The 14,262-nt window shown below is 68.9% G+C and carries 15 protein-coding genes and 3 pseudogenes; 9 read left to right on the top strand and 9 right to left on the bottom strand.

From position 1 onward, the window contains the following. Positions 1-109: 109 nt before the first annotated feature. Positions 110-457 (top strand): hypothetical protein, encoded by a 348-nt coding sequence (locus QMK24_RS34860; RefSeq protein WP_283470869.1) that lies wholly within the window; start codon positions 110-112, stop codon positions 455-457. 984 nt (positions 458-1,441) lie between these two features. Here the strand turns inward: QMK24_RS34860 and QMK24_RS34855 are convergent. Further along, positions 1,442-1,678 (bottom strand): annotated as a pseudogene (locus tag QMK24_RS34855) (helix-turn-helix domain-containing protein); the annotation flags it as partial. Between the two features lie 63 nt (positions 1,679-1,741). Between QMK24_RS34855 and map the strand changes: the two are divergent. After that, a complete protein-coding gene (gene map / locus QMK24_RS34850; protein WP_283470868.1) occupies positions 1,742-2,509 on the top strand; it encodes a type I methionyl aminopeptidase in 768 nt (255 codons plus the stop codon). 387 nt (positions 2,510-2,896) lie between these two features. Next, positions 2,897-3,769 (top strand): annotated as a pseudogene (locus QMK24_RS34840) (helix-turn-helix domain-containing protein); the annotation flags it as partial. Here the strand turns inward: QMK24_RS34840 and QMK24_RS34835 are convergent. The 3 genes from QMK24_RS34835 to QMK24_RS34825 are packed head-to-tail and all read right to left on the bottom strand — an operon-like array spanning position 3,694 to position 4,871. After that, on the bottom strand, positions 3,694-4,335 hold the full coding sequence (locus tag QMK24_RS34835; protein ID WP_283470866.1) for a carbonic anhydrase: 642 nt from the start codon (positions 4,333-4,335) through the stop codon (positions 3,694-3,696). The pseudogene QMK24_RS34840 and the gene QMK24_RS34835 overlap by 76 nt on opposite strands. A 9-nt stretch (positions 4,336-4,344) precedes the next feature. Beyond that, entirely contained in the window at positions 4,345-4,764 is a 420-nt protein-coding gene (locus tag QMK24_RS34830; protein WP_283470865.1) for a hypothetical protein, read from the bottom strand. Beyond that, positions 4,719-4,871 (bottom strand): hypothetical protein, encoded by a 153-nt coding sequence (locus QMK24_RS34825; protein ID WP_283470864.1) that lies wholly within the window; start codon positions 4,869-4,871, stop codon positions 4,719-4,721. The genes QMK24_RS34830 and QMK24_RS34825 overlap by 46 nt, the downstream gene beginning before the upstream one ends. Before the next feature lie 1,145 nt (positions 4,872-6,016). On the opposite strand from QMK24_RS34825, the gene QMK24_RS34820 reads away from it, so the two are divergent. Next, entirely contained in the window at positions 6,017-6,352 is a 336-nt protein-coding gene (locus QMK24_RS34820) for a MerR family transcriptional regulator (protein WP_283470863.1), read from the top strand. Between the two features lie 518 nt (positions 6,353-6,870). Beyond that, on the top strand, positions 6,871-7,080 hold the full coding sequence (locus QMK24_RS34815) for a hypothetical protein (RefSeq protein ID WP_283470862.1): 210 nt from the start codon (positions 6,871-6,873) through the stop codon (positions 7,078-7,080). 71 nt (positions 7,081-7,151) lie between these two features. Here QMK24_RS34815 and QMK24_RS34810 read toward each other — a convergent pair whose 3' ends face one another. Next, entirely contained in the window at positions 7,152-7,358 is a 207-nt protein-coding gene (locus QMK24_RS34810; protein ID WP_502962710.1) for a helix-turn-helix domain-containing protein, read from the bottom strand. Between the two features lie 134 nt (positions 7,359-7,492). Here QMK24_RS34810 and QMK24_RS34805 point away from each other — a divergent pair, with 134 nt between their 5' ends. Both QMK24_RS34805 and QMK24_RS34800 read left to right on the top strand, forming a co-directional pair. Next, positions 7,493-7,660, top strand: coding sequence for a hypothetical protein (locus QMK24_RS34805; RefSeq protein WP_283470860.1), 168 nt, complete (start codon positions 7,493-7,495; stop codon positions 7,658-7,660). Positions 7,661-7,835: 175 nt separating this feature from the next. After that, entirely contained in the window at positions 7,836-9,116 is a 1,281-nt protein-coding gene (locus QMK24_RS34800) for a PP2C family protein-serine/threonine phosphatase (RefSeq protein ID WP_283470859.1), read from the top strand. A 228-nt stretch (positions 9,117-9,344) separates the two neighbouring features. On the opposite strand, the gene QMK24_RS34795 is transcribed toward QMK24_RS34800, so the two are convergent. The 3 genes from QMK24_RS34795 to QMK24_RS34785 all read right to left on the bottom strand — a co-directional run bounded on the left by QMK24_RS34795 (position 9,345) and on the right by QMK24_RS34785 (position 11,902). Continuing rightward, positions 9,345-9,647: a hypothetical protein gene (locus QMK24_RS34795; RefSeq protein ID WP_283470858.1), complete on the bottom strand. Its 303-nt coding sequence runs from the start codon at positions 9,645-9,647 to the stop codon at positions 9,345-9,347. Positions 9,648-9,822: 175 nt separating this feature from the next. Then, positions 9,823-11,352, bottom strand: coding sequence for a DEAD/DEAH box helicase (locus QMK24_RS34790; RefSeq protein ID WP_283470857.1), 1,530 nt, complete (start codon positions 11,350-11,352; stop codon positions 9,823-9,825). Between the two features lie 346 nt (positions 11,353-11,698). Then, positions 11,699-11,902 carry a cold-shock protein gene (locus QMK24_RS34785; RefSeq protein ID WP_145801666.1) on the bottom strand — a complete coding sequence of 68 codons (204 nt, stop codon included), beginning with the start codon at positions 11,900-11,902 and terminating at the stop codon, positions 11,699-11,701. A gap of 285 nt (positions 11,903-12,187) precedes the next feature. Between QMK24_RS34785 and QMK24_RS34780 the strand changes: the two genes are divergently transcribed. After that, entirely contained in the window at positions 12,188-12,505 is a 318-nt protein-coding gene (locus tag QMK24_RS34780; protein WP_283470856.1) for an SCO5918 family protein, read from the top strand. Between the two features lie 714 nt (positions 12,506-13,219). Here QMK24_RS34780 and QMK24_RS34775 read toward each other — a convergent pair. After that, on the bottom strand, positions 13,220-13,444 hold the full coding sequence (locus tag QMK24_RS34775; RefSeq protein WP_283470855.1) for an NADPH-dependent FMN reductase family protein: 225 nt from the start codon (positions 13,442-13,444) through the stop codon (positions 13,220-13,222). A 77-nt stretch (positions 13,445-13,521) separates the two neighbouring features. Here QMK24_RS34775 and QMK24_RS34770 point away from each other — a divergent pair. After that, positions 13,522-14,046: pseudogene (locus QMK24_RS34770) on the top strand (sigma-70 family RNA polymerase sigma factor); the annotation flags it as partial. Positions 14,047-14,262: the final 216 nt, after the last annotated feature.

The following is a 14,262-nucleotide window of genomic DNA, read 5'->3' as shown; positions in this document are numbered from 1 at the left end:
CAGGGTAGCGAAGCTAGGCGGATCGGGCAGCACAATCATGATTGACACCCCAACCTGCACGTGTAGGCTGTCATCAACGTACTCCCTAGATCACCCTCTGGAGATCACCGTGCTTGTACTTCCGATTGGCACTGCCCCTCCGCTGCTGGTGCTGGGTGAGCCCGCGCCGCAGTTCAAGGACCGGGCGAACGGTGTCGTGGCCACCGACCGCGACACCGGCGCCCCGCTCGCGGAGGTGTCGCTCGCCCTCCCGATGGAGGGCGGTGCTCCGCAGTTGATGCGGGTCTCGCTGCCGCAGCCCGGTGTTCCGGCCGGGCTCGCGATGGGCGCGCTGGTCAAGGCGACCGGCCTGCTGTTCCTGACGGGCGAGAAGAACGGCCGCACCTGGCAGATATTCCGTGCCCAGGCACTGACGGCGGTGAAGGGGCGACAGCAGACTTCACCAGCGCCGCCCTGACCCTCGCCGTCGTCCCCGTCTGCTCGGCCGTCACGCTGAGCACCACCCGCGCCGTGCGCTACCTGCTCGCGGGCCCCGATCAGCGCCTGGTGATCCGTACGGCGTGGCGTATTCGCTGTACCTGGCGGCGCACCGCGATGCGGGTGGGCCTTGGCCCACACCGAGCCGATCAAACCGCACGCCCCCATTGGAACGCCGGGTTCGGGTAGGCGGACCCTGGTCCCGGCGATCCGGGTGCACCGCGAGACCTGGGGTGTGCGGATCGACGCCCACACCATCGGTCGCCTCGGGGTGGAGGAGTTCCAGACTGCCGCCGATCATCTGGCCAACGCCTGGCGCGTCCCGTTGGTGCGGGTCGAGCGGCACCGGCCCGGCGTGGTCCGGATCAGGGCCCTGCTGCGTGACCCGCTCATCCAGCCCACTACCTTCACCGAACAGGCCACGGCAGAGGGTGATCCGCTGCTGTGGGCGCCCGGGATCGACGCGGACGGCCAGCCCGTAACGCTCCGCTCCTCCGGGGTCTCGGGGGTCGTGGTGGCCGGCCTTGCCGGGTACGGCAAGACGTCACTGCTCAATGCCCGGTTCTGTGCCCTCGCGCCATCGCCAGCGGTGCAGTTCGTGCTGATCGACGGCAAGGGCGGCCCGGACTACGACGGGTTGTTCGCCCGTGCCTGGCTGCACGCCAAGGACGACCTGGAACGCCGCAACGCCGGCATCCAGGTCGTTCTGGCCACGCAGAAGGCGACCGGGGACGCGATCCCCACCAAGATCCGCGACAACTGCCAGGTCGCGATCTCGTTCGCCCAGCGCACCTCAGAGGCGGCCACGGCCGAGCTGGGATCGGACATCTCCGAGCACCCGCACGCGCATCCGCGCCGGTTGCAGGACGCCGCCTACATCGGCGTCGCCTCGATGGTCGCCGAGGGCCGACCCGGCTTCACCCTGGTCCGCACCCCGTACGTGGCCGACCAGGACCCCGTCCTCGGCGCAGGCAGCGGCCAGGTCGTCCAGCGACAGTTCCAGCGCCCGGGCCAGGGCTGCCACGGTGAAGAAGGCGGGCGTCGGGGCCCGGCCGGTTTCGATCTTGCGAAGCGTCTCCGCGGACAGCCCGGCGGCTGCTGCCACATCCACCATGCTGCGGTTACCGCGGGCCTGTCGGAGCAGGGCCCCGAAGCGCTCTCCGCGTTGCCGCTCTTCGGGGGTCAAAGGAACTCTCACCATACCCGTGATACTAATACCGGTATAAGTATTGGGCAGCGTCGCATCGCGGGGAGCACACGACACATGGTGGAGATCAAGACCGACACGGCACTGGAGACGATGCGTGAAGCCGGACGCGTCGTGGCCCACGCGCTCGCAGCCGCCCGCGAAGCGGCAACCGTGGGCGTTCGCCTGCGCGAGCTCGACGAAGCCGCCCGCACCGTTCTGACCAAGGCCGGGGCACGCTCTCCGTTCCTGGGCTACCAGCCGTCCTTCGCCCCCATCCCCTACCCCGCCGTGATCTGCGCCTCCGTCAACGACGCCGTCGCGCACGGCATCCCCGACGACTACCGCCTGCACGACGACGACCTGGTCAGCATCGACTGCGGAGCCGAACTCGACGGCTGGACCGGCGACGCCGCGATCAGCTTCACCGTCGGCACCCCCCGTCCCGCCGACCTGGAACTCATCGCCGCCACCCAGCAGGCCCTGGACGACGGCATCGCCACGGCCACCATCGGCCACCGCATCGGAGACATCTCCCACGCCATCAGCACGATCGCCCGCAAGAACAGTTGCGGCATGCCGGCCGACTTCGGCGGCCACGGCATCGGCCGCCAGATGCACGAAGACCCCCACGTCCCCAACCACGGACGACCCGGCCGCGGCTTCCCCCTGCGCCACGGCCTCGCCCTCGCCCTCGAACCCATGCTCATGGCCGGAGGACGCAACGACTACCGCACCGACCCCGACGGATGGACCCTGCGCACGATCGACGGCAGCCGGGCCGCCCACATCGAACACACCATCGCCATCACCAAGGACGGCCCCCGCATCCTCACCCTGCCCTGACCTCGCATCCGCTCACACGCGGTAGCAGACGACATCGACCAGCCGGGAAGCACAGGCGATATCAGCGCCGAGCCCGGTGGGCAGACACGCACCCTTGAGCGCGAAGCGGCGTGTCGGCGCAGGGCGCTGGACCGCCCCGAACGATCTTCCCGAGATGGGCCGGTTGCCTTCCATGCCCCTGGCCCGAGCCATATCTCTTACCCTGACCCCCTCCCAGCGCCGCCGGTTGACGACGACGGCCTACGGCCACACGACCGAATATCAGGCCCGGCAGCGGGCATCGATCGTGCTACTGGCGGCACGGGGGCACGGGGGCACTCCAACGCACGCATAGCAACAGATACCCGTCTGCACGTGGACACGGTGCGGACCTGACGGGCCCGGTTCGCCGCCGGCGGCTTACCCGCCCCGGCTTACCGCAAGCGCTCCGGACGCCCAGCGCGGTTCACCCCGGCGCAGGTCACCGAAGTCAAGGCGCCGGCCTGCCAGTTACCCGCAGAGACCGGTATCCCGCTATCACGCTGGTCATGCCCGGAACTCGCACGCGAGACCGTCCTACGAGGCATCGCCCGGTCCGTGTCGGCGTCCACCGTGCGCCGCTGGCTGACGCAGGACGCACTCAAGCCCTGGCAGCACCGCTCCTGGATCTTCATCCGCGACCCGGACTTCCGCACCAAAGCCGCCCACGTCCTGGACCCCTATCCCGGCACCTGGCAGGGCACCACTCTCGACGAGGACGAGTACGTGATCTCCAGCGACGAGAAGACCTCCATCCAGGCCCGCTGCCGCTGCCACCCGACCCTGGCCCCCGGACAAGCACGCGCCATGCGCGTCAACCACGAGTACGGCCGCGGCGGCGCCCTGGCCTACCGCGCCGCCTACGACGTCCACCACGCGAAGGTCTTCGGCCGCTGCGAGCCCAAGACCGGCATCGCACCCTTCACAGCCCTGGTCACTCAGGTCATGACCACCGAGCCCACAGCCCTGGTCACCCAGGTCATGACCACCGAGCCCTACGCCAACGCCAAACGCGTCTTGGTTACGGTCAGGGACTCCAGAGGCGGCAGCTGCGATGGCACGCCCGGCCTGGTTCAACCCGTATGCGCCAGCAGCGGCCTGACCATGGCGTCGGTAGCCCGGGGCTGCGCTGAACAGCTGCTCGGCCTGCTCCACCCGGGCAGTGATCAACCGCTGTGTGCGGTGGACGCTGCCGTGGGGCCGCGGGTGGTGACGAGCCGTGCGTTGCCCTCGGCGAGCTGATAGGCCAGGCCGACGACGCCGGTGTGGCCGGAGGCGACCTGGTCGGCGAGGACGCGGGAGCGGTCCAGGAGCAGGTCCACGGTGTGCTGTATGTGCGCGTCGATCAGGTCGCGGTCCGTGTCCAGGCCGGCAGCACGGGCGGCCAGCACACTGGGGGTGACGCGCTCCACGATGTCCCGGACGTATCCGGCGGCGGGCAGCCCGTCTTCGACGGCGGCGCGAGCCGCGGCGACAGCGCCGCACGAGTCGTGCCCGAGGACCACGACGAGGCGGCAGTTCAGCACGCTCGTGCCGTACTCGATGCTGCCCAACACCTCCGGCCCGAGGACGTGACCGGCGGTGCGGACCACGAACAGGTCCCCAAGCCCCTGGTCGAAGATGATCTCGGCGGCCAGCCGCGAGTCGGAGCATCCCAGCAACACCGCGAAGGGCTGTTGGGCTGGGGCAAGCTCGGCCCGCCGTGCGGCGTCCTGATTCGGGTGCTGCGGGGCCCCGGCCACGAAGCGCTGGTTCCCGGCGAGCAGCGCGTCGAGAGCCTGAGCAGGACAGACGTGAGTAGATGTCATGCCGGCAGCCTACGAGGCGGCTGGCCGCGCCGTGCGATCCGGGTGACCGCCAGCGCGGCGCCCGGCGGAGTGGCCGGCGCTGTCGTTGACGTTCTGCCAGGCACCGGACTGCTCGTCGTAGGCCTGCAGGACGACCTGCTGGGTGGAGAAGGCGTCCGGGGCGTCCTGGGAGGCGGGGCCGGCACCTGTGTAGAACAGGACCGCGGAGGCGTCCTTGCCGGACTGGTTTGTGGTGGTCAGGGTGAGATTGTGCCATCCGCTGCCGTCGGCTCCTCGGTGGGTGTGGCCGAGGGGGCGGGCTTCGCGGACGTCGAGGTGGATGCGGTCGGCTTCGGGCTGACGGTGGCCGAAGCGGTGGGGCGGGCGGTGTCTGACGGCGTGGCCTACGGGCTGGCCGAGGTGGTCGGGCTCGCCGTGGCGGAGGCGCACACGGCGGGAAGTGCGGTGCAGGCGAAGGCGGTGGTCGCGGACAGCAGTGCGGCAGGTGCGATAGCGGCGGTCGCGGCGATGGGCACCAGAGTGCGGCGGAACTTCATACAAGACCTCTCGGGTCCAAAAAGGAGATAGGAGAGGCAGCCATGGAGTGAACTCACGCACGACGGCCCGGCCGATCGTAAGACCAAATACCGGCGGCTTGTTCCCCGGCCCGCAGCCCGCTAACCCAGCAGTGACGGCCGTGGCCCTGCCGCCACCGTCGCTGTTCGGTGCCGATTACCTCACCGACGAACACGCGGAAATCGATGCCGACCGGAGTAGACATTGGGGCACTGGCGTGGTTATGGTTTCTCTCGTAGCCCAGAGAGACAGCAGGCCTGGCAGAGACGAACTGCCGGGCAGTAGTACAGGTAGTTGCAGTGCGCAGGACGGTGCGGTGGTGGAGTTCCGAAGCCAGAGCAGTTGCAGGGCGGCGACGGAACTGACGACCGGACCGAGTGGCCCGCAGTGATCAGGGGCCGCCGTGAGCAGGACCGCAGTCAATGCAGTGGCAGTACCGGTAAGTGCAGTTCGCAGTACTCAGCAGTGAAGTCAGTGAGCAGCACCTCGGTGAAGGCGTCGGCTGCGGGCGCGCGTGCCGGGAGGTTCGGCAGTGGGGTTCTAAGCCAGAGAAGTTGCAGTGCGGGCGACGGGGCTGGCTGCCGGACGGTGGTGCGGTGAAGGCCACCAGTAGGTCGCAGCACCAGCAGTTCGGTGGTTCACGTAGGTACGGCACGGCAGTGGAATCCGGCGGCCGCTTTCTGCGGGAGGGCCGTAGGGGTTGATTGCCGGGCTGGGCGGCCCAGAAGGGGCTGCCGCGCAGGTCGCAGCGTGTGAAGTGCAGTTCGGTTGTGATCGCAGGACCGCAGTATCTGAAGTACCAGCAGGTCAGTAGTTTTCGTCATTCAGGTACGAGCAGGAAAGGTTCGGAGCGACACCATCAGGATCGCCCGCACGGCAGGTGTGTGCGGGCACTCGCAAGGCCCCGGATTGGAAGGTGGTCCCCGGTCAAGCATTCAAGGTCCCCGCACTCCGTGTTCCCCCGACGCGGCACTGCGGATACGGCAGGACCGGCACGCACAAGCCGGTAGTAGATGTAGATGGTGTTTGATCCGCCCCATGGGGCCCCGGAAGCCAGGTACGGCTCCGGGGCCCCTCCACGCGTTTCCCCAGGAGGCCAGATGGCCATCAGATACGAAGAGGCGTAATGACCGACCAGCCCCCCGCGAGCCCGTCGGACCGGTTCGACGACGAGGACTACCCCGCCTACACCATGGGCCGCGCCGCCGAGATGATCGGCACCAACGCCGCGTTCCTGCGCGCGATCGGTGAGGCCCGCCTGATCACCCCGCTGCGCTCCGAGGGCGGCCACCGCCGCTACTCCCGATACCAGCTGCGCATCGCCGCCCGCGCCCGCGAACTCGTCGACCAGGGCACCGCCATCGAAACCGCCTGCCGCATCGTGGCCCTGGAGGACCAGCTCGAAGAAGCCCTGGCCCTCAACGAACAGCTGCGCAAGCGTCCCAGTAATCCCGCCGCCTGAGCCCCGAACCCGGGCACGCAGCAGGCCCCGAACCTGACACCCCCCGCGGGAAGATGCCGCTTGCTGCGCATCGCATCACGTCACCGGTGCGCAGGGTGCTGATCAGCCGCCAGGACGCTACCCCGCCAATCATTCAGCAGGGCCCGTACATCGTTGTGGTTGCTGGCACCACGGTGGGGGGATGGCGAGGGGAAGGTGGTTGCCGGTTCGGGAGTGTGGTCGTTGGTCGGAGGTGACAGTGATGCAGGAGGCTGTGGTTTTGTCCGTCTGTCGGCGCAAGGCAGACGGTGAAGCGAGTGGCGAAAGGGTTCTGCTCGTAGATGAGCCGCCGTTCTGTGCGGCGCTCGTCCACCGGTGGTGGGAAGTGCGTGGCGGAAATTGTCGGGGTCCGTTGACCGGCTGTGGCCCGACCTGGTTGCCGGCGTGCCGGTACTCGACCAGTGATCGCGCCCCGGTTGGACAGGCGTGGTCGTGGTGCCCACCGGCCAGGGTCGCTCTCCCCATGAACCTGGCGTGGGATGAGCATGGATGATGACAGCGAGCTGATCCGCCTTGTGCGGGAGTGGCATTGCCTGGTTCCCCGGATGGGGGCGGGGGCTGCTTTCAATGCCTTGGTCACGGCTCTCGCGGACGAGTCGGCCTCAGCGGCGACTATCGTCGGGCTCAAGGCCCAGTTCGACCTCATCGAGGAACAACGCGATCACGCCCGTGATGACCGCAGCCCGTGACCACAGGGGCCGGAAGCCGAGAAGGGGGTCTATGGCGGGATGGTCCGGCGGGTGCCAGTATCGCGCTCTCGCTATTCCGCTGCTTTTCGCCGTCGTCTACCGCCGCGGTTCCTGAAGTCGACGCCGGCCTTGACCAGCGCGTGATGCACTCCGCCGTAGGAGCGGTGGGTTCGCTCGGCGATCTCGCGGATCGATGCGCCGGCGTCGTACATCGCCTTGAACTGCGCTTGGGCGGCATCGCGTGCAGCGCCGGTCAACCGCAGGGAGCCCGCCCGCACTTGGGGCACCGCCGTGCCCCGCCCCGGTGTGCTCTGCCCGGGGAGCGGCACCCGGGTCGGCGGACCACGAGGGGCCCAATCTCGCTCTGCGGAGGCAAGCGTCTTTCACGGGCTGCCCGCCCAGGTTCCATCGCTTGGCGGCCGTGGCCGTCGTGGAGGCGGCTGCGCAGCAGGAGCAGTGCGGCCGGGTCGGCGACTTGCGCGAGGTCGTCCAGCAGGTCCCGCAGGCGGGGGCTGTCCGCGGCGCGGACAGCGTTCACGATGCCCTCGACGAGCTCGCAGGCACCAGCGGATGGTGGTGAGGGGTTCGGGTCAGAGTGCATACCCACACCTATCCATAGACCGGGCGCGGCGGTATCGCTCGACCGGGTGGGAACCCACTCCTGCAGTGGGATAGTTTGCCTCTTCGTGCCTGCCCGGAATTTCGCACAACCGGGTATGTAATGGGGCGGGCACGACAGCGGGAAGAGGTCTCCCATGCGGGACAGTGGAACCGACGGACTGGGTGAGGCGCTGGCCGCGGCGGAGGCCGCGCCGCCGGTAGAGTCCGTCGATGTCATCGCCGCGGCGATGCGGCGACAGTTCGAGGCCCGGTCGGTGTCGTTCCTGATCACCGACTTCACCGGTACCTCCGTCGTGCGCCTGGGCGTCGCTGACGATATCGACCTGGACCATCCCGCTGACCCGATCGCCGTGCCCGGCACCGTGTACGAGCAGGTGATCCGCACCCAGCAACCGCATGTGGAGCGGATCGGGGACGGTGCTTGGACGCAGGTCATCGCGCCGGTGACCAACCGCGGGGATGCCATCGGGCTGCTGGAGCTCTACCTGCCCCATCACCCCGGCCCCAACACCTTGCGAAAGATCAGCCGTAGCGCCCACGCTTTGGCGTACATCGTCATCGCGAATCGGCCCTTTACCGATCTCTACCAGTGGGGTCGCCGTACCGCGCCGCTGGGTTTGGCCGCCGAGATTCAGCACCGGCTGCTGCCTGCGTCCCTGGCTTGCGAAGCCGCCCAGTTTGCGGTTGCCGGCGCCCTGGAGCCGGCCGAGTTCGTGGGCGGCGACACGTTCGACTACGTCATAGACCGCGACCATGTCCAGCTGTCCGTCACTGATGCCATGGGCCACGACGTGGACGCCGCCCTGCTGGCCACCCTCCTGGTCGGCGCCCTGCGCCGCGCCCGAAGGCAAGGCGCCGACCTCGCCGAACAAGCCCGGCAGGCCGACCAGGCCCTGGCCGAGCACAGCGGCGGCCGCTACGTCACCGGCCAACTCCTGCGCATCGGCCTGCACGATGGTCGAACCGAGTTCATCAACGCCGGCCACCCGTGGCCCCTGCGCCTGCGCGGGGGGAAGGTCGAGCAGCTCGTGCCGGACATCGATATGCCCTTCGGCTTCATAGCTCCCCACACCTACACCGTCCAGCACCTGGACCTGCGGGCCGGGGACCGGCTCGTCATGCTCACCGACGGGATGCTGGAACGCAGGGCCGCGAACCTCGACCTGCCTGCGCTCATCGAAAGCACCCAGGACCTGCACCCGCGCGAGGCCGCCCGCGTCCTGATCGAGCACGTTGTCCAAGCCCACGACGGGCAACTACAGGACGACGCCACCGTGATGTGCCTGGACTGGTACGGCACCCACGACACCCGACGCCACGCCGACCACGGCGCCGACGTCACCGAAGCCTCCCCCAGCACCAACACCGAGGCCGACATCTCCCCCACGACCTACCAGCGCACCGCACCACGCTGAAGACGCCCCGCCCAGGCGGGCAGGATTCGCACAGCCCGTTCGCGTGTGACCAGACAACAGCAGGGACCGGCACCGCCCCGTTGGTCTTCGGCATGGTTGCCCGGCCACCGTCCTCGCCATCTCTCACAGGGAGTGACGTATGAGTGTCACACCGGGCAACCGGGCGGCGGCGCGGGAGTCCGCGCCGCCGCTGTCTCGTGCCGGTTTTCGCTGGGAGCGGGAGAGGCCCTAGACCCCTTCGGCCGTCCGCTGCGGCGGCAGTTCCGCGCCGGGCGGGCGCAAATACAGGCGCAGGGTGTGGGCGGGCTCGGCCGTCCTACGGTTCCAGCGGGTATCGACGACGGTGCAGGCGGGCCCATCCACCAGCCAGTCCGCAGCTGCTTGGAACAGCGCCGCGGGGTCCTGGCCGGCCAGGGTCAGCGTCCCGTCGTCCTCCGCGCCGACCCACAGGTCGACGTGAGTGTTCACGAACGCGCCCGCCCGCTCGCGCAACTCTTCCACCAGCGTCGCAAGACCGGAATCAGTCATCATCGCTCTACCTTCCCCGCATCATGTCAGTGACTGTTCGTGTGCCCTGCATACTTTCCGTCACCCCCCTGAATCCCTCCGGATCGAGTGGGCGCCACAGAAATCGAGTGAACGCCGAGAGCCGTCCCACCCCGGACATCGGAGGTGGGACGGCTCTTCAGGAGCGTCGGCTGTGGTGCTACGCGGTGGCGGTCGTGGTCGTGCGGGGCGCGGGGCGCTCGCCCGGGGCGGAGCGGCGGGCCTGGGCGAAGCGGCTGCGCCGGCCGCGGGTGGCGGAGGCGCTTCGCTTGGGGCGTTCCACGACCGGGGCGGCGATGACACAGGGGATGCCGCTGGGGGACTGGGCGCCGGTGATGCGGGTCAGTTCGGCCTCGTCGGGGCGGATCTGTGCGGTCTGCGGGGTGATGCCGGCGTCCCGCATCAGGCGGATCATGTCGCGGCGCTGGTTGGGCAGGACCAGGGTGACGACGCTGCCGGACTCGCCGGCGCGCGCGGTGCGGCCGCCGCGGTGCAGGTAGTCCTTGTGGTCGCTCGGCGGGTCGATGTTGACGACGAGGTCGAGGTTGTCGACGTGGATGCCGCGAGCGGCGACGTTCGTGGCGACCAGCACGGTGACGTGCCCGGTCTTGAACTGCTCCAGGGTGCGGGTCCGCTGCGGCTGGGACTTGCCGCCGTGCAGGGCCGCGGCCCGCACCCCGCTGTTCAGCAGGTGGTCGGTGAGGTTGTCCACGGCGTGCTTGGTGTCGAGGAACATGATGACCCTGCCGTCACGGGCGGCGATCTGGGTCGTCACGGCGTTCTTGTCCGCGCCGTGAACGTGCAGCACGTGGTGCTCCATCGTGGTGACCGCGCCGGCCGACGGGTCGACGGAGTGGACGACCGGGTCGTGGAGGTAGCGGCGCACGAGAAGGTCGACGTTGCGGTCGAGGGTGGCGGAGAACAGCATGCGCTGGCCGTCCGGGCGCACCTGGTCCAGCAGGGCGGTGACCTGCGGCATGAAACCCATGTCGGCCATCTGGTCGGCCTCGTCGAGGACCGTGATGCCGACCTGGTCCAGACGGCAGGAACCCCGGTCGATGAGGTCCTTCAACCGGCCCGGCGTGGCGACGACGACTTCGGCGCCCCCGCGCAGGAGGTGGATCTGCCGTCCGATGGACATGCCGCCGACCACCGTGGCCATCCGCAGACGCAGCGAGCGCGCGTACGGGGTCAGGGCGTCGGTGACCTGCTGGGCGAGCTCACGGGTCGGGACCAGGACCAGGGCAAGCGGCTGGAACGGCTCGGCGCGCTGACCGGCGGTCCTGGCAAGCAGCGCCAGGCCGAAGGCGAGGGTCTTGCCGGAGCCGGTTCGGCCGCGGCCCAGGACGTTGCGTCCGGCCAGGGCGTTGGGCAGCGTCGCGGCCTGGATGGGGAACGGCACCGCCATGCCTTCGTGGGCCAGCGTGGTCAGCAGGGCGGCGGGCATGTCCAGGGCGGCGAAGGTCTCCACCGCGGGCAGCGCCGGGGTGAGGGTCACCGGCAGGGCGAACTCGCCCTGAACCGAAGGACGACGGCTCGAAGCACCCGAGCGGCCGTAACCACCGGAGCGGCTGGAACCGGCATAGCCACCGGAGCGACTCGGAGCGGAGCGGCTGTAGCTGCCGGTGCTCGGAGCACTGCTGCGACTACTGGAGCTGGAATACGAGCGGTTGGAACGAACAGGGTTCACAAAGAACCTTCCTGGATACGGCACGCATCCAGGAAGCCCCAGCAGCGAACACGCCGCGCGAAGGCGTCACAGAGACGAACCGAAAGAATGAGCAGAATCGAAGCGGGACGGATCAACCGCACCAACACACTTCGAAAGATCGCACCACCGACTGGGTGGTCGACACGCCGGACCGGTCAGGTCCGGGGGCAGAAAGCGGTGCGCAGCCTCAGCGCTGCCGCCTGCCCTGCAGGGAATGCGCTATGACCCGCGGTCGCCAGCCCGGAACGGGGCGCAGCCAGTGCGGGCGACGGGTAGGGCCCGCGACCTTGCGGTGCGGGCCCTACCCGGTGGTGCGCATCAGTGCTCAGGCGGGAACGATGTTCTCCGCCTGCGGGCCCTTCTGGCCCTGCGTGACGTCGAAGGAAACCTTCTGGCCCTCCTGCAGCTCACGGAAGCCCTGAGCGGCGATGTTCGAGTAGTGGGCGAAGACGTCAGCGCCGCCACCGTCCTGCTCGATGAAGCCGAAGCCCTTTTCCGCGTTGAACCACTTCACGATGCCAGTAGCCATGTGTGTCTCCTTAAGACAGGGGCAGAACCGAAAACCGCACTGTGCGGAATCCGCGTCGCCGCAATGAGCCCATCCGGAGATGACCGGCAAAACAAAAAATGCACCCGCGGGTCACGCCCGTCGAGTGCACACAAGTTCATGGGTACCACAACTGCAACTGGCAACAAGGTAGCACGAACACCGGCCCTCGTGCTGGATTTCCCACCGGCGGGTTGATCTTCCCGCCGGTGGTGCGGGTGTGGGACTCTGAGGTATCCGACCGTCCCCTCTCTCTGCTGAGGTCCTATGCGTTGCGTCATCGCCGGCTGTTCCTTCGATCTGGTCAAGAGCGAAGTGCAGGACAGGATGCGGGGCATCAAGCCCGAAGCGGTCATCGGGGAATCCGTGATCATCAGCCGCCGCACCTACCCCGTGAAACAGGTCGGCCAGATCCTCACCCGCCAGGACCGGCGTGACTTCACGGCCGAGCAGATCACCCGGGCCATGACCCGACTCGGCTTCACCTGCCGTCCCGCACCCGAGGCCGCTGCGGTGACCGCCACCGCTGTTCTCAGCCCACTCCAGGCTGCGGTAGCGATGCTGGGCACACCCGCTTACAGCTGACCGGCCACACCTCACCTCATGTGACCTCAGCAGCTGCGGCCCCGACCCTCTTGTGGCCGGCTGGCGCCACGCGGGCCATCCCATTCCGCGATGCCGCCGCATCGTAACCTGCTGCACGGGCGTCCCGACTTGGCCGAGTGCCTGCCAGTAAGGGCTCCGGACCACCGCCATCACTGCCCGACCCCAGTCCGTCACTGTCGTCTCCACGCTCGTCCAACGACCTGGTCGGGCTGCGGAATCGGCCGATAGGCCGTGCGGGTGAGTGACCCCGCACGCTGGCGCTCGCCTTGCTGGCGTGATGGCTCTGGTCCGGGAATCGAGGTGTCCTCCAGCGCGAGCCTTGTGCGCGGGCGGGGGGAGTTGGGAGTCTGTGCTGCACCGGGCTGGAACGGGAACTGCTGTGCGGTGACCGGCCCACAGCTCCTCGGGGACGAACGGCCGCTCGCGGTACTCCTGCTGCAGTGCCATGAACGAAGGGTTTCGATCGGCAGTTGGGGCAGAACACCCTGACGCGCCGACCGATCCGGCAGTTCGCTCGATCGAGCACCCGGCGACGACCGTCACGGAGTGATCGCGGGCGTCGGTCAACGCGCCCGGGAAACCGCGAGGCAGGCGGGCGGCGGCCAGGCGGCACCCCATGGGCGCCCTCCCCCGAAAGGCGCCCGCCCACCGCCCTCGCGTGTCGTCGCCCAGCTCCCCCCGGCGGTGCACCGGTCAGGACGTGGCACCGCTCCGAGTGCGCAGCCCTTCGGCAAACGTGCGCGCCGCTTCCAGATCGGTGGCATTGGGTCGTCCCTTGTTGATACCGCCGACGAGCTTGAAGGGAAGCCAGGTGTCGAACGCCCGACACGAGAAGGTGTCGACCACTTCGAAGCCCTTCTGCTCGAGAAGCCGCACAAGGGGGCGGGTGAAGGGACGGAACCCGCTGGTGGTGAACACAAACGCCCTGCGTCGTTCCCCCTTCGGGAGGGAACGGACGAACTGGCGCAGCCGTGGGTGGAAGGCCATCGAGAAGCGCCGTTTCCTATACCTCGGGGGAGATCAAGCGGTTCTTCCGCGACACCAGCTGGGCCGTCCACGTGCCGCGCCGGCTCCAGGAACTGCGCCTGGAGCTCGCCAAGGCCACCGAGACCCTGGAGGGCCGACTGGATCGCCGGCCCACCACTACGGAACTCGCCGAGTTCCTGGAGGTCACCGAGCAGGAGGTCACCGAGGGCCTTCTCGCCTCCAACGGATACACCGCCGGCACTTTGGACCTGCCGCCTGGTTCCGGCGGTGAGGAAGTCGACAACGACACGGTACTGGCCGACCGCCTCGGCGACGTCGACCCTGCCATGGAGGGCGTGGAGAACCTCCTGGCACTCAAGCCCCTGATCGCGCAGCTCAGCGAACGCGACCGGCGGATCCTGCAGATGCGCTTCGGCCAGGAGATGACCCAGACCGAGATCGGTAGGGAACTCGGCTCCAGCCAGATGCACGTCTCCCGGCTTCTGAACCGCACCCTGGCCCACCTGCGCACCCACCTCCTCGCGCCCGCCTGACCGCCGGCCCCTCGGCTGGCACCCTGGGGCAGCGACGCCGAAGGCGGGCCCGCAACCGTTCAGCGGTTGCGGGCCCGCCTTTCGTCGCGGGGTGTCGGCGTACACGTGAACGTGCTCAGTCCCGTACGGATGAACGTGCTCAGTTCTTGATGTGCTGAGGGCGGTTGGTCGGCAGTCTGCTGCTGTCTGTTCGGGGCGGTGGAGGGCGGCTGACGG

This window comes from Streptomyces sp. PH10-H1 (assembly GCF_030063355.1).
GTDB lineage: Bacteria > Actinomycetota > Actinomycetes > Streptomycetales > Streptomycetaceae > Actinacidiphila.
Note: the sequence above shows the minus strand (reverse complement) of the source record. Positions and strands in the feature narration are given on the sequence as shown.